General features: G+C 30.1%; 17 protein-coding genes and 2 CRISPR repeat arrays. Of the genes, 5 read left to right on the top strand and 12 right to left on the bottom strand.

Features of this window, described 5'->3' with window-relative positions:
* Nucleotides 1-82 precede the first annotated feature (82 nt).
* Together GQR92_RS01495 and GQR92_RS01490 are read right to left on the bottom strand one after the other, a co-directional pair.
* Nucleotides 83-274, bottom strand: coding sequence for a cold-shock protein (locus GQR92_RS01495; protein ID WP_105048543.1), 192 nt, complete (start codon nt 272-274; stop codon nt 83-85).
* A 158-nt stretch (nt 275-432) separates the two neighbouring features.
* Complete coding sequence (locus GQR92_RS01490; protein ID WP_158837464.1) at nt 433-699, bottom strand: hypothetical protein; 267 nt, start codon at nt 697-699, stop codon at nt 433-435.
* 392 nt (nt 700-1,091) lie between these two features.
* On the opposite strand from GQR92_RS01490, the gene cas9 reads away from it, so the two are divergent.
* Nucleotides 1,092-5,417, top strand: coding sequence for a type II CRISPR RNA-guided endonuclease Cas9 (cas9, locus tag GQR92_RS01485; RefSeq protein WP_158837463.1), 4,326 nt, complete (start codon nt 1,092-1,094; stop codon nt 5,415-5,417).
* A 39-nt stretch (nt 5,418-5,456) separates the two neighbouring features.
* Nucleotides 5,457-7,074: a CRISPR direct-repeat array (repeat unit 36 nt; unit sequence GTTGTGGTTTGATTAAAGATTAGAAAAAACGATATT).
* A gap of 21 nt (nt 7,075-7,095) precedes the next feature.
* Here cas9 and GQR92_RS01480 read toward each other — a convergent pair.
* The 6 genes from GQR92_RS01480 to GQR92_RS01455 form a co-directional block, all read right to left on the bottom strand.
* Nucleotides 7,096-7,989, bottom strand: coding sequence for an IS1595 family transposase (locus GQR92_RS01480; RefSeq protein WP_158837462.1), 894 nt, complete (start codon nt 7,987-7,989; stop codon nt 7,096-7,098).
* A gap of 81 nt (nt 7,990-8,070) precedes the next feature.
* A CRISPR array of direct repeats spans nt 8,071-9,954; the repeat unit is 36 nt; unit sequence GTTGTGGTTTGATTAAAGATTAGAAAAAACGATATT.
* Nucleotides 9,955-10,119: 165 nt separating this feature from the next.
* A complete protein-coding gene (cas2, locus tag GQR92_RS01475) occupies nt 10,120-10,425 on the bottom strand; it encodes a CRISPR-associated endonuclease Cas2 (protein ID WP_233269941.1) in 306 nt (101 codons plus the stop codon).
* 14 nt (nt 10,426-10,439) lie between these two features.
* Complete coding sequence (cas1, locus tag GQR92_RS01470) at nt 10,440-11,327, bottom strand: type II CRISPR-associated endonuclease Cas1 (RefSeq protein ID WP_158837460.1); 888 nt, start codon at nt 11,325-11,327, stop codon at nt 10,440-10,442.
* Nucleotides 11,328-11,517: 190 nt separating this feature from the next.
* Nucleotides 11,518-13,053, bottom strand: a complete 1,536-nt coding sequence (locus GQR92_RS01465) for an SDR family NAD(P)-dependent oxidoreductase (protein ID WP_158837459.1) — start codon at nt 13,051-13,053, stop codon at nt 11,518-11,520.
* Nucleotides 13,054-13,057: 4 nt separating this feature from the next.
* Nucleotides 13,058-14,365, bottom strand: coding sequence for a DEAD/DEAH box helicase (locus tag GQR92_RS01460; protein ID WP_158837458.1), 1,308 nt, complete (start codon nt 14,363-14,365; stop codon nt 13,058-13,060).
* Nucleotides 14,366-14,367: 2 nt separating this feature from the next.
* Nucleotides 14,368-15,708, bottom strand: a complete 1,341-nt coding sequence (locus GQR92_RS01455) for a DEAD/DEAH box helicase (protein ID WP_158837457.1) — start codon at nt 15,706-15,708, stop codon at nt 14,368-14,370.
* Nucleotides 15,709-15,883: 175 nt separating this feature from the next.
* Between GQR92_RS01455 and GQR92_RS01450 the strand changes: the two genes are divergently transcribed.
* A complete protein-coding gene (locus GQR92_RS01450; RefSeq protein ID WP_158837456.1) occupies nt 15,884-16,456 on the top strand; it encodes a Crp/Fnr family transcriptional regulator in 573 nt (190 codons plus the stop codon).
* Between the two features lie 142 nt (nt 16,457-16,598).
* Complete coding sequence (locus GQR92_RS01445) at nt 16,599-17,339, top strand: acyl-CoA desaturase (protein ID WP_158837455.1); 741 nt, start codon at nt 16,599-16,601, stop codon at nt 17,337-17,339.
* 113 nt (nt 17,340-17,452) lie between these two features.
* On the opposite strand, the gene GQR92_RS01440 is transcribed toward GQR92_RS01445, so the two are convergent.
* Both GQR92_RS01440 and GQR92_RS01435 read right to left on the bottom strand, forming a co-directional pair.
* On the bottom strand, nt 17,453-17,755 hold the full coding sequence (locus GQR92_RS01440) for a type II toxin-antitoxin system RelE/ParE family toxin (protein ID WP_158837454.1): 303 nt from the start codon (nt 17,753-17,755) through the stop codon (nt 17,453-17,455).
* A complete protein-coding gene (locus GQR92_RS01435; RefSeq protein WP_158837453.1) occupies nt 17,739-17,972 on the bottom strand; it encodes a hypothetical protein in 234 nt (77 codons plus the stop codon). The genes GQR92_RS01440 and GQR92_RS01435 overlap by 17 nt, the downstream gene beginning before the upstream one ends.
* Nucleotides 17,973-18,189: 217 nt before the next feature.
* Here GQR92_RS01435 and meaB point away from each other — a divergent pair, with 217 nt between their 5' ends.
* Nucleotides 18,190-19,194, top strand: a complete 1,005-nt coding sequence (gene meaB, locus GQR92_RS01430; protein WP_158837452.1) for a methylmalonyl Co-A mutase-associated GTPase MeaB — start codon at nt 18,190-18,192, stop codon at nt 19,192-19,194.
* A 33-nt stretch (nt 19,195-19,227) separates the two neighbouring features.
* Nucleotides 19,228-19,980, top strand: coding sequence for an acyl-[acyl-carrier-protein] thioesterase (locus tag GQR92_RS01425; protein ID WP_158837451.1), 753 nt, complete (start codon nt 19,228-19,230; stop codon nt 19,978-19,980).
* A gap of 304 nt (nt 19,981-20,284) precedes the next feature.
* Here GQR92_RS01425 and scpA read toward each other — a convergent pair whose 3' ends face one another.
* Both scpA and GQR92_RS01415 read right to left on the bottom strand, forming a co-directional pair.
* Nucleotides 20,285-22,417: a methylmalonyl-CoA mutase gene (gene scpA / locus GQR92_RS01420; protein ID WP_158837450.1), complete on the bottom strand. Its 2,133-nt coding sequence runs from the start codon at nt 22,415-22,417 to the stop codon at nt 20,285-20,287.
* Nucleotides 22,414-24,216 carry a methylmalonyl-CoA mutase family protein gene (locus GQR92_RS01415; RefSeq protein WP_158837449.1) on the bottom strand — a complete coding sequence of 601 codons (1,803 nt, stop codon included), beginning with the start codon at nt 24,214-24,216 and terminating at the stop codon, nt 22,414-22,416. Before GQR92_RS01415 ends, scpA begins: the two co-directional genes overlap by 4 nt.
* Nucleotides 24,217-24,283 lie beyond the last annotated feature (67 nt).

The following is a 24,283-nucleotide window of genomic DNA, read 5'->3' as shown; positions in this document are numbered from 1 at the left end:
TTAAAGCTTAAGGATAATTAAAAACATAAAAAAAAGCCCATCAATTAATTGATGGGCTTTTATAAAACTTTAAGTATATTTCTTAGATAACTTTTACGTTAACTGCGTTTAAACCTTTGTTTCCTTCTTGTAAGTCAAATTCAACTTCGTCACCTTCTCTAATTTCATCAATTAAACCAGAAACGTGTACAAAATGATCTTTGTCTACTCCTTCTTCAGTAATAAAACCAAATCCTTTTGTTTCGTTGAAAAACTTTACTGTACCTTTACTCATAATAATGTTGTTAAATTTATAATACTAATTATATATGCAAAGATGGTTCCATTTTTCTGATATACAACCTTATAATTGTTTTCTTTTTAATTTATTATAAAATTCCTTATTATTTGGCTATGATTACGCGTAAATAGGTAAGTTAAAAAAAGCAATATTTAGATAACAGCTTTTTCAAAATAAAGGGTTAAAAAAGCATCTACTTTTTCCTTAATGCTATTTATAGAGTGCTTTAAATCTCTAAAAATGGTTACATTTTCTTCCACTCTATTTCTACTCATACTCTCTTGTACTTCTACAATACGAACACCTTTAATGTTTTCTAGTAACATTTTTAATTCGTGATCTAATGAAATGTCACTTAAATAAATTTTTAAAGTTTGTTCTCTTGGTGAATTTCTAATTTCTGTTCTAAAAGCTAACATAATTGTATAAATTTAAAGGGTTCATAAATAATGTTACTCTAAAGTAACTCCTCCTAAGTTACTGTTTTAATTTTATACTTGCAAAAAAAACACATAGCCATATACAAAAAGAGGAATGGAGGTTGTTTTAAAACAATCCCCATTCCTTTAAAAACAACAGTATGTAAAGGCTGTTAAAATTATGTTTTTCTACTTTTTAAAGCATAAAAAAAGTCCTACCGAAGCAGGACTAAAGATTTTCATCTACGGCATATAGCCTTATTGTGATAAGATTAAAGATTAGAAATTTTAATCTACTGTAAAGATATAAATAAAATTCTATTAATTATTACGGCTTTCCGTAAAGTAGCTATTTTTTATTTACTTACCTTTATTTTAGTAAAAAAAAAGCTATGGCAAAAATTTTAGGATTAGATTTAGGAACAAACAGTATTGGTTGGGCAATAGTAGAAAAAGATATAAACGAGTTTTCTTTAATTGATAAAGGTGTAAGGATATTTTCAGAGGGCGTAAATATTGAAGCAAAAACAAGTAGCGAAAGTTCTAAAGCAGCACAACGTACTGATTATAGAAGTGGACGAAAACTTAAATATAGAAGAAAATTAAGAAAGTTAGAACTATTAAAGGTCTTATCTGATAATAATTTATGCCCTAAATTAACTGACGAGGAACTAAAACTTTGGAGATACAAAAAAATATATCCTAATAATGATGAATTCAGATTGTGGTTAAGTACAGACAATCAAAATGATAAATTAGAAAGGAAAGAACAAATTAAAAACCCTTATGCCTTTCGGTTTAACGCTTCTTCCAAAAAACTAGATTTAAATAAAATAAGTGATAAGCACGAACTAGGTAGAGCTTTATATCATATTTCACAAAGACGCGGTTTTTTAAGTAATAGATTAGATACTTCGGATAATTCAATTGTTGAAGAAAAAAACAATGACATTGAAGATATAATTCAACAAGCCAATACTTCAGAAGAATTATTAAAAATGTATAATGATTTTTTAGAAGCTTACGATAAAACAGAAGCAAACAGTAAAGCATTATTTGTTTTAGGTAGAGCATTCAAATCTATTTTAAAGGAAAATACTGATGAAACATTCGATATAGTAAAAGAAAAATTATTAGAACGGTTAAATCGTAAAGAATTTTCAGGAAAAGTTAAAAGTGCAATTAGCGATTTATCAATTAAAATAGAAGAGGCTAATTGCAGTACTTTAGGAGAATATTTTTATGGTTTACACAAAAAAGGGCAAAAAATTAGAAATAATTACACCCATAGAGAAGAACATTATTTAAATGAATTCCACATTATTTGCGATAAACAAAACCTACCAATAACATTAAGGACAACTATTGAAAATGCTATCTTTTATCAAAGACCTTTAAAATCTCAAAAAGGATTGGTCGCAAAATGTCCTTTAGAAAACGACAAGGCTTGTGTACCTATTTCTCATCCTGATTTTGAATTATTTAGAATGCAAGGTTTTATTAATTCCATTAAAATAAAGCCAGAAAGTCAAGATAAATTAAGGTTTTTAAATACTGAAGAAAAGTCAATTATAGCATCTCTTTTTTATAGAAAATCAAAACCAAATTTCGATTTTGAAGAAATAGCAAAAAAATTAACACCTAAACATTTAAAATCTGGATATTATAAAGACAAAAATGCTAAAGACTTTGATGTCTTGTTCAATTTTGGAAACTATACAAATGTTAGCAGTTGCCCAACAATTGCAAATTTAAAATCTGTTTTTGGTGATGATTGGAAAGCTTATTTAATAGAGAATTTTAATAAAAAAAATAAAGACAATTCTAGTAAAACACCACATCAAATAATTGACGCCATTTGGCATGTGCTTTTTAGATTTGATAAAACAGAAAAACTAAAACAATTTGTAATTGATTATTTAGACTGTGATGAAGACATTGCAATCAAATTTTCAAAAATTAAATTAAAGCAAGATTATGGTTCGTTAAGTTTAAAGGCAATTAGAAACATATTACCTTATTTAGAAAAAGACCTATTGTACTCTCATGCAGTGTTTCTAGCGAATATGAAAACCGTTTTACCACAACCTATTTGGAATAATGAAGACGACAGAAAGGTAATAAATAATGAAGTATTTTCTATAATTGAGAATTATAATACATATAGAAATATAGTTGATATTGTTAATGGAACAATTAAAAAAGTAAAGGATAATCAGGAAACTTGGAACGGCAAAAATACTTTTGTTGTAGAAGCATATAAAAAAGACATAGAAAAAAGTATTCAAGATTATTTTGGTTTAAAACGTTGGGATTTGTTTTCCGAAGAAAAAAAGGGAGTTCTTTTAAAAAATAGTTTTAATCTTTTTTCTACTCAAATGGAATTAAACTCTGGTCGTGGAGAATTCTTAAAAAAAGAAACCTTAGACGAACGTGTAAAAGCTTTTTTAAGAGACAACTTTAATGTTAGTGAAGATAGCTTGAAAAATCTCTACCACCCTTCTGCAATAGAAGTTTATAAAAAAGCAAAACGTAGCGATAAAGATGGCAAACTATATTTAGGAAGTCCGCTTATATCTTCTATTAAAAATCCTATGGCAATGCGAGCGTTGCATCAACTTCGTAAAGTTATCAATCAACTAATAAAAGACGATGCTGTAGATGAGAATACAATTATTAGAATTGAAATGGCTAGAGAGCTTAAAAGCGCCAATGAAAGAACAGCTATTAGACAATGGCAAACTGATTTACAAAAGAAACGTACTAGTTTTGCAGATGAGATAAAAGCAATTTTTAAAGGAGAAATAAAAATAGATGATTGTAATGATAAAATTATTTCTGAATACGAGCCAACGGAAACAGATATTTTAAAATATCAACTTTGGTTAGAACAAAATAGAGTTTGTTTATATACTGGTAAAACTATTTGTATATCTGATTTTATTGGAGCAAATCCAAAATTTGATATAGAACATACTGTTCCTAGAAGTAAAAGTTTAGACAATTCACAAATTAATAAAACGCTCTGTTGTTCCGTTTATAATAGAGATATTAAAAAAGATAAAATACCTACCGAATGTAATAATCATGAGGAAATCATGCCAAGAATAAACCATTGGTATGCTAAATATAAAAGTTTAGAAAATCAAATTAGAGATATTACTAAAAAAGTAAGAGGAGCAACTACAAAAGAAAATAAAGATAGATATATTCAAAATAGAACCAAGTTACGTTTTGAATATAATTACTTAAAGAGTAAATATAAAACTTTTACCATAACAGAAATACCTAGAGGGTTTAAAAACAGCCAATCTGTAGATATTGGTATTATTAGCAAGTACGGAAACTTGTTTTTAAAATCATTGTTTTCTAAAGTGTATCCAGTAAAAGGAAGAACCACATCTAATTTAAGAGATATTTGGGGCTTAGATAAAAAAGAAAGGATTAACCACGCGCATCACGCAAAAGATGCAGTAGTTGTAGCATGTTGCGAAAAAGATATTAATGATGCCTTGGCAAGCTATTATCATAATTATGAAGACTATCAGTTTTACGGAAAACCAAAACCTTCCTTTAAACATAGAATACCTTGGAAGGGTTTTAATAATGATGTAAATAATTTTGATAACAATACACTAATTAGTCATCATACACCCGATGTTTTACCAATACAAAGTAAAAAAGCTATACGTAAACGTGGTATTATTCAACGAAATGAAAAAGGAGAAATTAAATACCAACAAGGTGACGCTGTAAGAGGTGCTTTACATAAAGAAAGCTTTTATGGAGCTATAAAAAGGGAAGAAACCAACAAAAAAGGAGAAGTTGAAGAAGTCGTAAAGTATGTATTGAGAAAACCGATAGATAGTTTTTCCGACACCGATATAAAACATATTGTTGATGATAAAATTAAAGAAATTGTAACTAATGCACGTAAAGAAGAAAAGATAATAAAGAAAGAAATTGAAACTTTAAAAAAGAAAATTAATAAAGTTAATGATGCAGAAGAAGTCATTTTAAAAGCTGAAATTGAAGTTTTAATACACAAAATGGAACATGAACTTTATATTTTGCCTAATAAAAATGGAAGTCCTATCCCAATAAAAAAGATTCGATATTTTGCAACAGATGTAAAAGTACCTTTAGAAATAAAAAAGCATCGAGATGCATCTAGGCATGAACACAAACAACATTATTTTGCAAAGAATGACAGTAATTATTGTATGGCTATTTATGAGGGAATTGATGGAAAAGGTAGAGTTACAAGATCTAATTTATTAATTAATAATTTAGAGGCAGGTAGCTATTTTAAAAAGAGTAATGTTAATAATCAACTCTATCCAATTGCTCCAGAAAAAGATAAGAATAATAATCCGTTAAAATATATTTTAATAAAGGGAAAAATGGTTTTGGTTTATGATAAGAATCCTGAAGAATTATTTGAAATGGATGAACAACAATTACTGGAACGTTTATTTCAAATAACACAATTGGATGTTGAAAAATCTGCAGAAATAAAGTTATTACATCATACTGAAGCTCGAGAAAAGAAAACTCTAACATCTATTATGGGACTAAAAAGTGGTATGAAAGGAGGGAAAAATATTGGCGAGCACAAAAAATATCCATGGATAAAGGTAGGTGTTAATAGTTTTGATTGCCTTGTAGAAGGTTATGATTTTAAGATAAATTCAATTGGAAAACTAGAAATAATATAACAATTTGACTCTTCGAGACAAATAATAAGTTCCTTGACATATTTGGTTTGATTAAAGATTAGAAAAAACGATATTCTCCTGGTTTAGAAAACGCTGCTAAAACTGTTGTGGTTTGATTAAAGATTAGAAAAAACGATATTAGATTTACAATAATGGAAAAGCACTACAGAGTTGTGGTTTGATTAAAGATTAGAAAAAACGATATTAAATTAATTTTTAATTGGTAGTATTACCAAGTTGTGGTTTGATTAAAGATTAGAAAAAACGATATTTTTTGGAGATTTAAGAAACCCAACCGGTAAGTTGTGGTTTGATTAAAGATTAGAAAAAACGATATTATCAATTCTTTTTTTCCATTCACCTCCACTGTTGTGGTTTGATTAAAGATTAGAAAAAACGATATTTTTAGTTTTGTTTTGTGATTTCCAATTCCAGTTGTGGTTTGATTAAAGATTAGAAAAAACGATATTAAAGATAGATTTACTTATGTCTAATAATAAGTTGTGGTTTGATTAAAGATTAGAAAAAACGATATTGGCATAGAAAACGGCGGTAGTAATGATGCGGTTGTGGTTTGATTAAAGATTAGAAAAAACGATATTGAATGTAAGAACCAGAGCGATTCTTTGAGAGTTGTGGTTTGATTAAAGATTAGAAAAAACGATATTTTCTATTCTCCAACCAACTAATGTATTAAAGTTGTGGTTTGATTAAAGATTAGAAAAAACGATATTCTTACAAGCCTTATTACGATAGGTTATATAGTTGTGGTTTGATTAAAGATTAGAAAAAACGATATTGCGTCAGAACCAAAAGGACCAGGAAAAAAAGTTGTGGTTTGATTAAAGATTAGAAAAAACGATATTTTCAGAATCAGATGAAAGCGACTTCATATAGTTGTGGTTTGATTAAAGATTAGAAAAAACGATATTCGTCAATGTTAGTGTAATCAAATGTTTTTTGTTGTGGTTTGATTAAAGATTAGAAAAAACGATATTACTATATTATACTTCATAATCTATTCTTAAGTTGTGGTTTGATTAAAGATTAGAAAAAACGATATTAAAAATGCAAAAATTAACAATTCCTTCAATGTTGTGGTTTGATTAAAGATTAGAAAAAACGATATTCTAACACCTGAGAAAGTAATGTTTTACCAAGTTGTGGTTTGATTAAAGATTAGAAAAAACGATATTATATTCTTCATAATCCCACTTAGATAGCCAGTTGTGGTTTGATTAAAGATTAGAAAAAACGATATTGTAGGTGGTTCTCAAGAAACAAGCGCACCAGTTGTGGTTTGATTAAAGATTAGAAAAAACGATATTAGAAGACTCTGATAAAGAGTTATACGAATAGTTGTGGTTTGATTAAAGATTAGAAAAAACGATATTTTATTATAATCTTTTGGAGAAGTTGGATAGTTGTGGTTTGATTAAAGATTAGAAAAAACGATATTTAAAACTATTATTGATAAAATAGTTTTAAGGTTGTGGTTTGATTAAAGATTAGAAAAAACGATATTAAATAAAGAGCAGCAATATGATGTGTTTATGTTGTGGTTTGATTAAAGATTAGAAAAAACGATATTTTAATATACTTCTTGAAACTTTTGCCATTAGTTGTGGTTTGATTAAAGATTAGAAAAAACGATATTAAATTTTTTAGAGGTCAGTAGTTAGTTACATATAATTTTGTGCTGCTCTACTTTATCCTTTTGAACCATTTTTGTTATTAAGTTATTGAATATTGTTGCTTTACTTTGTGATCGATTAATTCTAAAACAAAATTCATTAAAATATCTATTTAGATTAAAGTCACTTACCCAAGAATACGTTGTTCTTATCCAAGATTTCACCTGATGAATCATTGTATGAAGTGCTTTAAAATTCATACCTCCATTACTTTCTATTTGAGTAATATTATAAGCTTTCGCAATAGGTCTGTAACCTCTCCATTTGTCGGTTATCACTTTAGCTTCTCGACTGATATGATTCACAAAAATATATTGCAAAGAACTAGCTGAAAAATCTTCGATTCTCATGGCATACATTCTTTTAACTTTTCCATCTTCAGTTAGTTCAACAGCAGTTATAGCTTTCTTTTTCTTAGCATTATAACTTCTTCCTACTTTATCTTTTTCTCGTCCACCCAAAACAAATTCATCCACATGAACAATACCGGTCATAGGACTATTTCCACTACTTTCCATAGCTTCTCTAATTTTGAGCATAAATAAACGTGCAGTCTTTTCTGTTACACTAAAACGAACTGCAACATAACTAGCAGAAAGGCTTTTAGTACTCGTACTCATTTCAAAAACAATAAAGAAAGCTTTTCTAACACCAAACTTTACTTTATGAAAAAGTGTGTTTGATGTAGATGATTCTTGATGAGAGCAAATATTACATGTCCGTGAAAAATCTTTTCTTATTTGAGCCTTTTTATGTCCACATTTAACACATTGAAATCCATCTTTCCACTTAATATCTGCCAAGTATTTCTTGCAATCTTCATCCGTTTTAAACCGATCAGCAAACTCTAGAAGGTTTTGTCCTTTAAATATATTCATAATATTACTGTATTTGTTGTTTTTAAAGATATGAATTTAAATACTGACCTCTAAAATTTTTAATATAAAACAGTAAAATTATGTTGTGGTTTGATTAAAGATTAGAAAAAACGATATTTGGCAAATTGGCGGGTACTGGTTACGAGTTGTTGTGGTTTGATTAAAGATTAGAAAAAACGATATTGGAAAATCGGAATATTGTACCGCATTTTCTGTTGTGGTTTGATTAAAGATTAGAAAAAACGATATTAAGGTATAATAGATATTGAACACTTAATAGTTGTGGTTTGATTAAAGATTAGAAAAAACGATATTGGTATTTCGTGTATTTGTAATTGCTTATATGTTGTGGTTTGATTAAAGATTAGAAAAAACGATATTCGAATTAGAGGTAATTGCCTGCGGCGAAGTGTTGTGGTTTGATTAAAGATTAGAAAAAACGATATTTTTGCTGTAATAAGTGAGCCAGATTCAGAAGTTGTGGTTTGATTAAAGATTAGAAAAAACGATATTTGCCTTAAAACCAACCATACAAGATGCATTGTTGTGGTTTGATTAAAGATTAGAAAAAACGATATTAGTTTTAGTTCAGCTTCTTGTCTTTTTGTTGTTGTGGTTTGATTAAAGATTAGAAAAAACGATATTTCTGCCAAGAATAGATTGTTGTAAATCATGGTTGTGGTTTGATTAAAGATTAGAAAAAACGATATTAAAAGGCTACATCTATGGTGGTACTTACAGGTTGTGGTTTGATTAAAGATTAGAAAAAACGATATTTGTAGATCCTTTAGGTAAGCGTAGAAGCAAGTTGTGGTTTGATTAAAGATTAGAAAAAACGATATTACAGCAGAACCAGTTAAGGAAGCTTTAACAGTTGTGGTTTGATTAAAGATTAGAAAAAACGATATTGTGAGTGGTTCTACGTCTGCTAAAGGCACTGTTGTGGTTTGATTAAAGATTAGAAAAAACGATATTTGTTTTGATGGAATGAGCTGTTTACAAATTGTTGTGGTTTGATTAAAGATTAGAAAAAACGATATTCATATCGAAGAAGTATTTGGTCGTGGTAAAGTTGTGGTTTGATTAAAGATTAGAAAAAACGATATTTATCTGCGATGATGGGCAGAATGTTTCAAAGTTGTGGTTTGATTAAAGATTAGAAAAAACGATATTAGTAGCAGTTTTTCTATTGCAGCATCTAAAGTTGTGGTTTGATTAAAGATTAGAAAAAACGATATTTAAACAGTAACCAATATCCAGATAGAAACGGTTGTGGTTTGATTAAAGATTAGAAAAAACGATATTAAAGCACCAGTACAGACAATGTTATGGCATGTTGTGGTTTGATTAAAGATTAGAAAAAACGATATTAGCGGTTTGGTTGACGGTTGAAATGTACGAGTTGTGGTTTGATTAAAGATTAGAAAAAACGATATTTGAGCGTATAAAATTAGAAACTGGTTTCATGTTGTGGTTTGATTAAAGATTAGAAAAAACGATATTATTAAACGCTGTTTAAAACACTATTAAATGGTTGTGGTTTGATTAAAGATTAGAAAAAACGATATTTTGGTTAATTTTTCTTTCGTTGCAAGAGCTGTTGTGGTTTGATTAAAGATTAGAAAAAACGATATTCTTTGAGGTTGATGAATATGATGGTGCTGAGTTGTGGTTTGATTAAAGATTAGAAAAAACGATATTGATTGCACTTCTGCTGATAAATCTATCCTAGTTGTGGTTTGATTAAAGATTAGAAAAAACGATATTTAAAGTTTCAGATTCTTTTGATTTGTAGTTGTTGTGGTTTGATTAAAGATTAGAAAAAACGATATTGAGTTCCAAGAGATAATTGAAATACATAAGGTTGTGGTTTGATTAAAGATTAGAAAAAACGATATTATCAGTATGTGTCAGTATCAGTATGTGTCAGTTGTGGTTTGATTAAAGATTAGAAAAAACGATATTAGTTGTGCTGTTAACTTCTAATTATCATAGTTTTAAAGTAAATATCGTAAATAAAAAATGCTTCTTATAAAGACCTAATTGCTTTATTTGAAGCATTTTTTGTTTTCTAAGAAGCAACCTCTAGGAAAAAACTAAATAATGAAGTTATCGGTTATTACCCTGCTATTAAAAAAGTTCTAATTGCATTGGAGGCGGTTCTTTTGGGGTTGGTACTTTCCCCCAAAAGTTCATAATATTGCCATATTGTTTATCTGTAATTCTTAAAATACTTACTTTTCCGTAAGGTGGTAACAAAGCTTTTATCCTTTTTTCATGAGCATCTGCACTTTCGCTACTCGCACAATGCCGCATATAAACAGAAAATTGCATCATTGTAAAACCATCTTTTAATAAGTTTTTTCTAAACAATTGTGCATTTCTGCGGTCTTTTTTAGTATCGGTAGGTAAATCAAAAAAAACAAATAACCACATAATTCTATACCCATTTAAATCCATAGTTTTGGATACAAAATTTTTCTAGATTTACCTGCATAACACTGTTGTAAAGAACTTGTTGTACTGCTTAAAGCTACCATTAATGGGCTTTTTTTATCTTCAAAATAAACTGTTTGTGTTAATACACTTAATAAATCTAACTTAATGGGCGTTATTAAATCGTGCTCATCGTACTTATTTATAATTTCTAAAACTTTTGCATCTACTAAAGGTCTGTAAGGTTCCATAATATCATCTGCCAAACAAAATGCATTGTATTTATTATGATGATGAATACCTAGTGTATTTAATAAGCCACTACCAGAAAGTGCTCTTGCAACTGCAGCTCTTAAAACAATATAACCATAATTTAAAAACAAATTTGGGTACACTCCTACTCTTTCTCTTTTAAACTTGAAGTCGAAAATATTTTTCCAATAATAGGCTGCAGCTACCCCTTCTCTATTATCAATATCGCCACTTAAAACTTTAGATTTATAATAATTTAAAGGGGTGTTAATTTTCCCTTGCTTGTCTAAAAGTAACGCTTGGTTTTCTATTTTATACTTTATTATTTGTTGCCACAGTTGTTTTTTTAGTGGTTCTGTAGCATTTATTTGATGTTTAAATAATTCTTGTTGAATATGATGGTTGTCTAAATTTAAAAGCATGCTTTGCGGCATGTGTTTATGATCACAAAAAATAACACTTACATTGTTAGCGGCTAATTTAGAAAGTGCTGGAACAGAAATATATGTTTCTTGATTTTCTATGACAATAAAACCAATATCTTCTATGGGGACAGTTTTTATCTCTTGTTTTTCATTCTTAACTACAAGTTGCTCTAATTTTGTAGTTAAAGAATATTTATTAGAAAAAAATAACGTTCTTTTAATCATAGTTTTCATTTTATACTAGACGATTTCTACTGTCAAATTATTAAAAAAGAATACTTTAACAATATAACTAAGGTAAGAATAGACATAAAATTTATATTTAATTTACTGAAAACCGTAACTGAGCAAAATTTTTGTATAAAAAAAGCTCAACCAGTTATAGTTGAGCTTTTGTTTAATTGTTTAGGTTATGCTACCAATCTATCGGAAAATAATCTTTTAAGAATTTTCCAGACCAATGTTTACCCGTATTTATACCATCAATTAATGGATCCATAACTCTTGCAGCGCCATCTACAATATCTAACGGTGGCTGAAAATCATGAGTTTCTACTTTGTGCTTAGATAATTCTGCAGGATCTTCATCTGTAACCCAACCTGTATCTACAGCATTCATATAAATACCAGACTTTGCAAATGTAGATGCAGATGTATGTGTTAACATATTTAAGGCTGCTTTAGCCATATTTGTATGCGGATGTCTATCTACTTTTTTAAATCGATGAAACTTCCCTTCCATCGCAGTTACATTGATAATATGCTTTTTACCCGTATTTTCTTTCATCATTAAATTAGACAAACGATTACATAACACAAACGGAGCAACAGCATTTACTAACTGTACTTCTACCATTTCTGTCGTTTCTATTTCCCCTAATTTTAAACGCCAACTATTTGTTTTTCTTAAATCTACTTGTTGTAAATCGGCATCTAATTCTCCTTCCGGAAAAACTTCTGCTGTTTGTAATGAGTTGTCAAAACTATACGGTATTTGAGATAATTCTGCCGAATTTCTTAAACCAATACCAGGTTCTGGTCCGTGCCAAGTAACTGGCAAAACATTATTTTTATCTGTTTTAGAAGTAGAAACACTTAGATCTGCTAATTCTTCTAAACAGCTAGAATGATCTTTTAATAATGTTTGAGCCAATTTAGGAAGTTGATCTACCGGTAATTTTTCATTTTCCATTAAATGGAAATAAAAACCAGACGGACGTCTTACAGTTTGTGCTGCATTATTAATTAAAATATCTAATCGATCGTATTTTTGTTCTATATAATTACAGAAAATTTCTACACTTGGTATATGTCTTAAATCTAAGCCATGAATGTGTAAACGATGACTCCAATCTTTATAATCTTCTTCTTTAGAAAAACGAATTGCAGAATCTGCAGGAAAACGCGTAGTTGCCACAACCGTAGCTCCAGAACGTAAACACATTAAGGTAATGTGGTATCCGATTTTTAAACGAGAACCTGTAATTACTGCTACTTGACCTTTTAAATCTGTTGTTTGAAAACGTTTTGCATAATTTAAATCTCCACATTCGGTACACATCGTGTCATAAAAATGATGCAATTTGGTAAAAACCGTTTTACAGACATAACAATTTCTTGGCGATTCTAATTCTGGTGTATCTTCATTTAATTCTGCTGCTCCTAATAATTTTGGTGCAACAAATAATGCGGCTTCTCTTGCAGAACGTATTCCGGTAGATTTTCTAGCGTGTTTATCGCTTTCAATCATTTTACGTTTTGCCGCTTTTTTAGCATCTTTACGTCTACGCTGAAACTCATCTCTATTTGGACGAGATAATTCGCCAGCAACTTTAAAAAGCGCTACTCTTTGTTCTTCTGGCAATTCAAAAAGCTGATTTGTGTCCTCCAATAATTTTTGAAGGGTATTAATACACGAATCTACCTCTGTATTTAAATCTTTATTACTCATATTATTACACTTCGTAAATACGTACTTTTTTCTTTTTTAAACGAGAATTGTTTAATTTTTCTATTAATTCTGCTGTTAATGTTGATGGCACTGCTACAAAAGCACAATCTTGTTTCAACTCTATGTCACCCAGTTGATCTTTACTTAATTTTCCTTGTTTTATAAACAAACCAGCAATATCTCCTTTCGAAATTTTGTCTTTTCTACCCCCAGAAATAAATAAAGTTTCCCAAAAAACAGGACTTCTTTCTGCTTGTTTAGAAATATCTTGTAAATCTGCATGTTTAATAAAATCTGGTAAACGTTCGTCTTTCCATTTTAAAACAAAGGCTGTTCCTTCTGCAGAAACTCTTGCTGTACGCCCGTTTCTATGTGTAAATTCTTCTACTGCTTGTGGCAATTCATAATGAATGATGAAACTCATTTCTGGTACATCGATACCTCTTGCTGCTAAATCTGTAGCAATTAATAATTGATTGGTCCCGTTTCTAAATTTTATTAAAGAACGTTCTCTATCTTTCTGCTCCATTCCTCCACTAAAACAACCATGTTTTATGTTCTTGCTCTCTAAAAATGTACTTACATTATTTATAGAATCTTTTAAATTACAAAAAACGATACCTTGCTTATTTCCTAAATGATTTAGTAAATGTAATAAGGTATTCAGTTTGTTTTTAGCAGGAGAAACTACTGTTCTTATTTCTAATTTAGAAGTTACTGCTTTTAAGTAATTAACTGTGTTTGGTTTACTTAAACCTACAAAATCAGGAATTTCAACTCCCTGTGTTGCAGAAGTTAATATGCGTTTATTTAAAGATAATTGATTGATAATATTACGCATTTCATATTCAAAACCAACCTCTAAAGATTTATCAAATTCATCTAAAATTAAAGTTTTTATATGCTCTTTAGAAAAACGATCGTTTGCAAAGTGGTCAGAAATTCGACCTGGTGTTCCTATTAAAATTGCAGGAATATGCTTTAATTCTATCTTATCTTTAGACATCGGTCTACCTCCATACACCGCATTTACCTTAAAACCAGAACCCATAGAACGAATTACTTGTTCTATTTGAATTGCTAATTCTCTGGAAGGTACTAAAATTAAAGCTTGTACTTCTTCTAAATTTGGATCTAAAAATTCTAATAAAGGTAAAGAAAAAGCCAATGTTTTTCCCGTTCCTGTTGGCGAAAGTAAAATTACATTATCATTTTTATGAATGGTAGCAATAGCTTCTTTTTGCATTTGATTTAACTCTTCAATCTGCAATTTTGATAATATATCTTGTTGAGTTTTTATAATATTTGCCATGCTTATTTCTTTTTCTTCTTTTTAATTACTGCTGTTTTTGTTTTTGCACTTGCTGTTTGTGCTAAATAATTAGCCAAAACTTTATCTACCAATTCTTCTTTGGTTAAATGATGAAAAATTGTTTTAATCTCTGCTTTTAAATCTTCTGAAATACCACGATTTGGTTTTGTTTTAAACACTTTTTTAGCCCACAGAATTGTATTATTGTCTTCTATACTTTGTGCATCTGCTTTTTTATATTCTTTAAAAGTCAAACCTAAATCTTCTTCAAATTCAGGAATTTCTTCTAATTCTTCTGGTTGTATCACACTTAAAGAAAGTCCGGTTGCTCCTGCCCTAGCTGTACGTCCGCTTCTATGTACATACGTATCATACCTGTCTGGTAAATGGTAATTTACTACGTAAGAAATTTCTTTAACGTCAATACCACGAGCTGCTAAATCTGTAGCCACCAAAATATCGATATTTCCTTCTCTAAATTGTCCCATAACTCGATCACGAATACCTTGGGTTAAACTACCGTGTAAAGCACCTGATGAAAATTTATTAATCGCTAAATTTTTAGCTAATTTATTAACGGCAGCTTTTGTTTTACAGAAAATAATTCCGCGTTCTCCTTCTTTAGTCGATAAAAAGTGCATTAAAACATTCAATTTTTCAATTGGTTCTACCACCACATATTGATGATCGATTCCTTTATGCCCAACAGAATCCATATCAGTTTCTATATGTTCTACGTGTTTAGACATATAGTTTTGTATCAATTGCTTGATGGTTCCGGGCATCGTTGCTGTAAACAACAACGTTCTTCTAACATTCGGAATTTCTTTTATAATAGCATCTACTTCTTCCTTTAAAGCGCTTACCATTTCATCTGCTTCATCTAAAACAAAATAGTTGATTTTTTTAATATCAATCGCTTCACGTTTCATTAAATCTACCAAACGACCTGGAGTTGCAATTACAATACTTGGGTTCTTTTTAATGGCTTCAATCTGTGGTTTTATTGGGATTCCTCCACAAATAGAAACAATCTTTTCTTTTTGTTCATCAGAAGCAAAAGAAATTAAATTATCATATATCTGATGTCCTAATTCCCTTGTTGGTGCTAAGATTAAAACTTGTATATGAGTTTCATCAGCTTTAATTTTTTGCAATAAAGGCAAACCGAAAGCAGCTGTTTTACCAGTTCCTGTTTTTGCTAAAACCACCATATCTTTCTTTTTATGTAAGATAAAAGGAATGGTTTTTTCTTGAACCGCAGTAGGAACTGTAATTTCTAATTTTGCTAAACGTGCTTCTAGTTCTTTATGAATTCCTAAAGATGAAAAAGTTTTTGACATTAAATATATTTTTTGCAAAGGTAACAATATCGTTCTAGTTAATTAAAGAAATAACTGTTGGTGAAGCTAAATTGTTTTGTTTAAAAATAAAAGGAGTATTATATAACAGAAATAAGACCAAAATAGGCTTTCTGAATCCGTATATTTGCAACTCTATTTTAGTCTAAAAACACATTTGGAACAGATAAAAGCATACTTACAGCAAATAGCCAACATATCTCAAGAAGATTGGGCTTTTTTTACGTCAAAATTAAAACCTCGTATCATTAAAAAGAAAACTGTTTTCTTAAAACTGAACGAAATAGAGAACCATATTTCTTTTATAGAATCTGGCGTGGTGCGTTTATTTATCCCGAAAGAAAATCCAGAAAAAGAAATCACCTTTGGTTTTAGTTTTAAAGACCAATTTATTAGTGCTTACGATTCTTTTTTAACGCAAAAACCATCTGCTTACCAGTTACAAGCACTTACAGACACTACCCTTTTAAGCATTTCTTATACAGATTTACAAGAAATTTACAGAACAACTCAAATTGGTAATTTAATTGGTCGATTAACCGCAGAACGCCTTTTTTTAATCAAATCTAGTAGAGAACAAAATCTTTTAAACCTAACAGCAGAAGAACGTTATCTAAAATTATTTAAAGAACGCCCAGAACTTTTAAAAGAAGTTCCTTTAAAATACATTAGTTCTTACATAGGTATTACGGCACAAGCTTTAAGCAGAATTAGAAAACGGATAATTTAAAGTTTTTTTTTCTAAATGTTCATTTATAAAGTTTTTTCCGCCACGGCGGAAACAAAAATTAAAGGTTGTATTTCTTTTTTTAATTGATTTAGGTTCATTGTTTCCCTTAAAATAGCGAACTACCTTTGTAAAAAATACAAATATGGCAGTAGTTATTTTTATTATAGTGCTTTGGTATGGAGGTTTGTTTTTTCAATCTTTCTTTTTACACCGTTATGCGGCACACCAAGTATTTACCATGTCTAAAACCATGGAAAAAATCACCTTTATTTTAACATGGATTTTTCAAGGATCTAGTTACTTAAGTGCTTACGGATACGGAATTATGCACAGAATGCATCATGCGTATACAGATACAGAAAAAGACCCACACTCTCCTTCTTACGATGCAAATATGTTTGCAATGATGTGGAAAACAAAAACTATTTATCAAGATATAAATGAGCAACGTATTGCTATTGATGATCGTTTTACTAAAAATGTTCCTCAATGGAAAACGTTTGATGCTTTTGCTGGTTCTCGTTTTTCTCGTATTTTTTGGATTGCATTTTACATTTTATTCTTTGCCTTCTTTGTAACTTCTTGGTGGCAATGGCTTTTATTACCAATCGCTTTTTTAATGGCACCTATTCACGGAGTTATCATCAATTGGTTTGGACATATTTATGGTTATGTAAATTATAAAATGAAAAACACCAGTAAGAATCTTTTTCATTTCGATTTCTTAATGATGGGAGAAGGTTATCATAATAATCATCATAAACATGCAAGTAGTCCTAATTTTGGTGTAAAATGGCACGAAATAGACATGACGTATTTAATTATAAAAGTTTTAGACTTTTTTGGGTTGATTAAACTGAAAGCCATCAAAATAAAAGAGTAATACTTTGTAAAAAAAGGTTGATTTCTATTCTTTATTTTTAAACGTTATTATAAACTTTGTTTCCAAGTGAACTAAAAGTAGCAAGTAAGTTTGTACGGAATTAGGTAAATGTATTATAATTTATTTTTCTTTGGGTTTTGTCTATTTGAAAATAAAGATAGAATTTCAATAGTATCAATATTTATCCTATAATATAAAGTATTATGTTTTTCAATAACAGCTTTTCTAATTCCATTTTTCCCTAATGACGAAGGGAATATTTCAGGAGATTTAGAAATTAAAGTTATTGTGTGGTCTAATTTTGCTGAAAAAATTCTCAATTCTCTTTCTGTCCATTGATATTCTAAATACTCAAGAGTTTCTTTTAATTCAGAAATAGCATGGTCAGTCCAAAATATTTTAAAGCCACTTTTCATATATTTCTTTTACAGTAGAATGAGAAGTTATTTTTCCATTATCTGCGTCAAGTACTCCTTTTTCAATAGATTTTTTTTCTTCTGTAGAAATTTCATTCCACCAATCAGTTTTCTCTTTATCTCTAAGTTTCATTAACTTTTCAATTAAAGAAACATCGTTTAAAGTTGACAACCATTGTATCAATTCAATTTTTTTATTTTGTAGGTTTATATCCATAATATCAAAATTACAAAATTCAGTCCGATTTTCAATTGTATAAGAGTTTTTTTACTATTACCTAATTTAGGTAAATACATTTTTAAAGTAAATTTATTCGAATTTATAACTAGAAAAATCATTTAAAAACCCTCTTTAATTATTGGTGTTTTTTTCATTATTTGTATCTTTGTTATACCTGAAAACTAGCCTATAAACTTAGTTTTTAGTCTCTAAAATGAAAAACTACAAACCCAAAAAAAGATTACTTGCACAAGCCTATATAGACGGTGTTTTAAAAGGTGATAGAGTAATTCTTTCTAGAGCAATTACCATTATCGAGAGTAATTTAGAAAGTGATAAAAGTTTAGCCAAAGAAATAATCCAAAAAATATTACCAAACTCAGGTAAATCAATCCGTATTGGTATTACTGGAGTTCCAGGCGTTGGTAAGAGTACCTTTATAGAAGTGTTTGGTTTGCATTTAGTAAAAGAAGGACATAAAGTAGCCATATTATCCATAGACCCAACAAGTCAGCGTTCTCGTGGAAGTATTTTGGGTGATAAAACTAGAATGGACGAATTATCTGTCTTGCAAGAAGCGTATATTAGACCTTCCGCCTCTGGCGATACTCTAGGTGGTGTTTCTAACAAAACCGGTGAAACCATGTTACTTTGTGAAGCTGCTGGTTACGATGTTGTTCTAATAGAAACCGTTGGTGTTGGACAATCGGAAACGGCTGTACACGGAATGACTGATTTCTTTTTATTACTGATGCTTGCCGGTGCTGGTGATGAATTGCAGGGAATTAAAAAAGGAATAATGGAAATGGCAGACATGGTGGTCATCAATAAAGCCGATGGCGATAATATTACCATGAGTAAATTAGCTAAAAGACAATACCAAAACGCACTGCATATTTTTCCAGCATCAGAGTCTGGTTGGACTCCTGTTGCGAGTACAGCTTCAGCAATAAAAAATATTGGAATTTCTAATGTGTGGAATGAAATTTTAAATTTTAAAAAGTTAGTTGATGAAAATGGTTACTTTTTAAAAAACAGAAACCATCAACAAATAAAATGGATGTATAATAATATTAATGAAGAACTGAAACATTTGTTTTACGGTTCAAAAGATATTAAAAATCAACTTTCAGAAATAGAAAAAGAGATTATTACTAGTAAAATTTCACCTGTTAAAGCAGCACAAAAAATTATAGATCAATTTAAGAAATCATTTTAAACAATTTTTACGCTCACCTTCAAAATATAAAATATGGAATTCGATAAATATTTTGACAAGCAATTTGAATTAAGGTATTTTGAAATGAATAAATTAGGGCTAGCAACACCTACAATTATTTTAGCCTTATTAGAAGAAACCGCTGCAGACCATTGCTACTCCATAAACCACAGTTTATTCGATCTTGTAAAGAAAAATGTGGGTTGGGTTTTAGTTTCTGGTGTTTTACAAATGGAGCGTTATCCAAATTATAAAGAAAGAATTACCATTAGAACTTGGTTGTCAGATTACACTTTAATTAAAGGTTATAGAGAAAATATTATCTATGATGAAAACGATAAAATTATTGGTAGCGCAAAAGGTTTATGGGTATTTTTTGATATAAAAAACAGAAAACCTGTCCCTATTTTTAATGAAATTAAAGAAAAATGGTCTTCTTTTAATAAAAAAGCGATTAATAGAAATATTAAGAAAAAAATAAATGCTGTAGATTTCTCTGAATACACAAAACAATTTAGAGTTAATAGGTTTGATACAGACATGAATAAGCATGTTAATAATATTAGATATTTACAATGGGTTATTGAATCTATTCCTGAAGATATTGTAGACAATTATTATTTATACGAAATAGACGGACGCTTTATTGCTGAAGCAGCATATGGAGACACGGTTGTATCGTTAACTGAAAAAGATGAAATAGAAAATTCTTTTACACATACCATCAAAATTAAAGGCAGCGATAAAGTTTGTGCTACTGCAAAGACTATTTGGAAAGTTTATTGACATTTACCGAGCACAGTTTGTCTTTTTGTTTTTTTTTGTAAATATTTTATCTAACATTCAACTTTCCATACAGTTTTGTCTTTTCGACCAAAGGGAGAAATCACATAAAGGTGCTCATTTTTGTGTTATCAGTATTATGAGACTTCTCCTCAGGTCGAAGTGACAAGTTCTTATGTTTTTTTCACCAATATAGTACTCATAATTACAAACACATAACAATCTAAAATCGTATTTATGTGGATGATAACAACAAAAAAGCCCAAACAATTTAATGTTTGGGCTCTTTTATTTATAAATTTTAAACTTATTCTTGCTCTAAGTATTTTTCCATAATAGTAATCGCAGATTCAGAAATTACCGTTCCAGGACCAAAAATGGCAACTACTTTTCTATCTAATAAAAAATCATAATCTTGTGCAGGAATAACTCCACCAGCAAAAACCATAATATCTGGTCTTCCTAATTTTTCTAATTCGCCAATTAATTGCGGAATTAATGTTTTATGACCTGCCGCCAAACTAGACGCCCCAACAAAATGTACATCGTTTTCTACAGCTTGTTTTGCTACCTCTTCCGGAGTTTGAAACAAAGAGCCCATATCTACATCAAAACCTAAATCTGCAAAACTAGAAGCAACTACTTTTGCACCTCTATCATGCCCATCTTGACCCATTTTTGCAATCATAACTCTTGGTCTACGACCTTCGATTTCTGCAAATTTATCAGTTAATTTTTGCGCTCTAGCAAATGTATCATCGTTTTTCACTTCTTTTCCGTACACTCCACTTATTAATTTAGTATCTGCTTTATGTCTTCCAAAATGAACTTCTAAAGCATCTGATATCTCACCTAAAGTAGCAAAATTTTCTGCAGCTTCAACAGCCAAAGCTAATAAATTACCTTTTCCTGTTCCTGCACAATCTTCTAATGCTTTTAAGTTAGCTGCAACTAGTACAGAATTACGTGCTGCTTTCATTTTATTGATACGCGCTATCTGAGAATCTCTAACAACTGTATTATCTACATCTAAGATTTCAATATTCGTTTTTTCAGTCGTTTTAAATTTATTTACTCCCACTAAAATATCCTGACCAGAATCTAAACGTGCCTGTTTACGTGCAGATGCTTCCTCAATACGTAATTTTGGAACTCCGGTTTCAATCGCTTTTGCCATCCCTCCTAGTTCTTCCACTTCTTCAATTAGTTTCCATGCTTTTTTGGCAATTTCTTGTGTTAAATATTCAACATAATAAGAACCTGCCCAAGGATCTACTGATTTGGTCATCTGCGTTTCATCCTGAATAAAAATCTGTGTATTACGTGCAATTCTTGCAGAGAAATCTGTTGGCAAGGCAATCGCTTCATCCAATGCATTGGTATGTAAAGATTGTGTACCTCCTAAAGTTGCCGCCATTGCTTCTACACAAGTTCTTGCAACATTATTAAAAGGATCTTGCTCACTTAAACTCCAACCAGAGGTCTGACTATGCGTACGCAATGCCATCGATTTTGGATTCTTTGGATTGAACGTTTTTATAATTTTTGCCCAAAGCATACGTGCAGCACGCATTTTTGCAATTTCCATAAAATGATTCATACCAACAGCCCAAAAGAATGATAAACGAGGCGCAAATTCATCAATTTTTAAACCAGATTTTAATCCCGTTCTAATGTACTCCATTCCATCTGCCAAAGTATATGCTAATTCAATATCCGCAGTTGCACCGGCTTCTTGCATGTGATAACCAGAAATAGAAATGGAGTTAAATTTCGGCATATTCTTAGTGGTGTAATCAAAAATATCACCAATAATTTTCATAGAAGGTAATGGTGGATAAATATAGGTGTTACGCACCATAAATTCTTTTAAAATATCATTCTGAATAGTCCCAGAAAGTTGATCTAAAGCAACACCTTGTTTTCTTGCTGCAGCAATATAAAAAGCCATAATTGGCAATACTGCTCCATTCATTGTCATAGAAACAGACATTTTATCTAACGGAATTTGATCGAACAAAATCTCCATATCTAAAATAGAATCGATGGCAACACCGGCCTTACCAACATCTCCAGTTACACGTGGATGATCTGAATCATATCCACGGTGCGTGGCTAAATCAAAAGCTACTGAAAGTCCTTTTTGTCCTGCCGCTAAGTTTCTTCTGTAAAAAGCATTGGATTCTTCTGCGGTTGAAAAACCTGCGTATTGACGAATGGTCCAAGGACGCATTGCATACATGGCACTATATGGTCCTCTTAAAAAAGGAGGTACACCTGCTGCAAAACCTAAATGTTCTGCTTTGGTAATATCTTGTTTTGTAAATTGTTTTTTTACAGGAATACCTTCAGGAGTATTCCAAACGTGATGATTATCTGAAGTTGCAGCGGTTTGTTTAACAGCTGAATTTATTTTGATATCTGAAAAATCTGGTCTCATATTACTAAAGATTTTAAGGTTTGTAGAACTTTTTGCTGAATTGCTGAGAGCGTTACCAAAACATCTGATCTCATGTTAACAACACCATCTAAACCAGCAGCCGTTAATTCATCCATATTTTTTGGAGCACCGGCTAACAACAATACTTTCTCAGTATTTATAGCTCTAAATGTTTTTACAAAGTTGACAGCCGTTTGATCATAATCTTCATCAGAACTACAAATAACAACCACGTGTGCAGCAGATTTTGCACTTTCTCTAGCGGCAACTTCTGCACTTGCAAAACTTTCTTCTTGATGCACATCAAAACCGCTTACTCCAATAAAATCATACGCAAAAGCAGCTCTTGCTTTACGCATATTTAAATTACCATAACTAGCTAATTGTACAATTGGACGCACATTTGTTTCTGCAACCAACTCCTCAGTTACTCTGCGCATTGCTTCAATTTCTAAAGAAGCTCTTCTTGGAGTTAATACTTTTGAGTTAGCGATACCACCATCTTTAGAAAGTATATTTGCAGCAACCGTTTCCATTAAGTTAGGATACTTATTAACACCTACCATCGGTGTTCTACGTTGGCTAATTAATTTTAATTTTTGCAAACGAATTTCAGTAATTTGTTGTTGAATGGTTTCGTTTTCAAAATTGATGTAAAATCCACCATTCTTTTCTGTTTCTTTAAATAACTCTAAAGCTTTATCTGCAATTTTAGAACTTACTTCTTCTATATAATAAGAGCCATCAACAGGGTTAGAAACTTTACCAAAGTAAGATTCCTCTCTTAAAATAGTGGTAATATTACCTGCTATTCTGCTAGAAAAATCAGAAGAACTTTTAAATTCTTTATCATAAGCATCAATTAAAACTCCGTCTACATTACCTAATATTGCCGCCATTGCTTCTGTTGTACAACGTAACAAATTAGTTTCTGCATCTGTAATAGATTTACTCCAAATAGATGTTTTAGCGGTTATTGTATTCGAAAAATCAGCAAGCTGATATTTAGCCGCAACCTCAGCTAATAAGTTATTGAATGCTCTAAATTTACCAATCTCTACAAAATACTCTAAACCAACAGCTAAATTGAAATTTAAATTATCGAAAATAGCTTGAACAGAAATTCCTTTTTCTTTTAATTTTTCCGTTAAAAAAACAAGAGAACTTAAAGTATACGCTATTTCTTGCACTTGGTTTGCACCAGCATCTAAATACTCAGTTCCAGAAATAGTAATTGCTTTAAAGTTTGGAAAATTAGTTGTTAATTTCACTAATTCTGCAGTAACCTCTACAAGATTTTCATTAAACGTACCGGTTGTTACATAACTAGAGATTAAGCCTGTATCTATGTATCCTTTTAAGTTTTTACCTTTTGCAAAAGCTACTAAATCTTTCGTAAAAACTAGTGCGTTGTTATTTAATTTAAATGAAACCGAAATTTTATCTAAATCAATTCCGTTTAAAAGTTCTTTTACAGCTACATTAGTCATCATTTGAAAAATGATACCATTTATTCCTTCTTCAATTGCTTTTAAAGCTAAATCATTTCCAGATTTCCCACAACAAGCAGCAATACATCTATAATTTACCAACGATTGAGAATTCTCTCCGGTATTTGTAAGCTGCGTGATTTTGTTTTCAATATTATAACAAGGCTGAAAATTGATTCCAGTAAGGTTTTTCCAAACTAGTTTTCTATCAAAATCAGCTCCTTTTAAATCTACATTCACTCTTTCCATCCACTGCTCAGTTGTAACTGGAGAGAAATCAGAAAAAAGTGGTTTATTTTTATTGCTCATTATGTGTGAATTTATTAATAATGTTAAATTTACAGTGATTTTAAGTCGTTTTTTAAATATTCTGTAA

It is taken from the genome of Polaribacter sp. L3A8 (assembly GCF_009796785.1).
In the GTDB taxonomy this organism is placed as follows: domain Bacteria; phylum Bacteroidota; class Bacteroidia; order Flavobacteriales; family Flavobacteriaceae; genus Polaribacter.
The sequence above is the reverse complement of the archived record's forward strand: the minus strand, read 5'-3'. Positions and strand labels throughout refer to the sequence as shown.

What these genes read in the sequence shown, in the direction of transcription:
- GQR92_RS01495 (WP_105048543.1), bottom strand. Translation starts at nt 274, where the DNA reads ATGAGTAAAGGTACAGTAAAGTTTTTCAACGAAACAAAAGGATTTGGT.
- GQR92_RS01490 (WP_158837464.1), bottom strand. Translation starts at nt 699, where the DNA reads ATGTTAGCTTTTAGAACAGAAATTAGAAATTCACCAAGAGAACAAACT.
- cas9 (WP_158837463.1), top strand. Translation starts at nt 1,092, where the DNA reads ATGGCAAAAATTTTAGGATTAGATTTAGGAACAAACAGTATTGGTTGG.
- GQR92_RS01480 (WP_158837462.1), bottom strand. Translation starts at nt 7,989, where the DNA reads ATGAATATATTTAAAGGACAAAACCTTCTAGAGTTTGCTGATCGGTTT.
- cas2 (WP_233269941.1), bottom strand. Translation starts at nt 10,425, where the DNA reads ATGTGGTTATTTGTTTTTTTTGATTTACCTACCGATACTAAAAAAGAC.
- cas1 (WP_158837460.1), bottom strand. Translation starts at nt 11,327, where the DNA reads ATGATTAAAAGAACGTTATTTTTTTCTAATAAATATTCTTTAACTACA.
- GQR92_RS01465 (WP_158837459.1), bottom strand. Translation starts at nt 13,053, where the DNA reads ATGAGTAATAAAGATTTAAATACAGAGGTAGATTCGTGTATTAATACC.
- GQR92_RS01460 (WP_158837458.1), bottom strand. Translation starts at nt 14,365, where the DNA reads ATGGCAAATATTATAAAAACTCAACAAGATATATTATCAAAATTGCAG.
- GQR92_RS01455 (WP_158837457.1), bottom strand. Translation starts at nt 15,708, where the DNA reads ATGTCAAAAACTTTTTCATCTTTAGGAATTCATAAAGAACTAGAAGCA.
- GQR92_RS01445 (WP_158837455.1), top strand. Translation starts at nt 16,599, where the DNA reads ATGGCAGTAGTTATTTTTATTATAGTGCTTTGGTATGGAGGTTTGTTT.
- GQR92_RS01440 (WP_158837454.1), bottom strand. Translation starts at nt 17,755, where the DNA reads ATGAAAAGTGGCTTTAAAATATTTTGGACTGACCATGCTATTTCTGAA.
- GQR92_RS01435 (WP_158837453.1), bottom strand. Translation starts at nt 17,972, where the DNA reads ATGGATATAAACCTACAAAATAAAAAAATTGAATTGATACAATGGTTG.
- meaB (WP_158837452.1), top strand. Translation starts at nt 18,190, where the DNA reads ATGAAAAACTACAAACCCAAAAAAAGATTACTTGCACAAGCCTATATA.
- GQR92_RS01425 (WP_158837451.1), top strand. Translation starts at nt 19,228, where the DNA reads ATGGAATTCGATAAATATTTTGACAAGCAATTTGAATTAAGGTATTTT.
- scpA (WP_158837450.1), bottom strand. Translation starts at nt 22,417, where the DNA reads ATGAGACCAGATTTTTCAGATATCAAAATAAATTCAGCTGTTAAACAA.
- GQR92_RS01415 (WP_158837449.1), bottom strand. Translation starts at nt 24,216, where the DNA reads ATGAGCAATAAAAATAAACCACTTTTTTCTGATTTCTCTCCAGTTACA.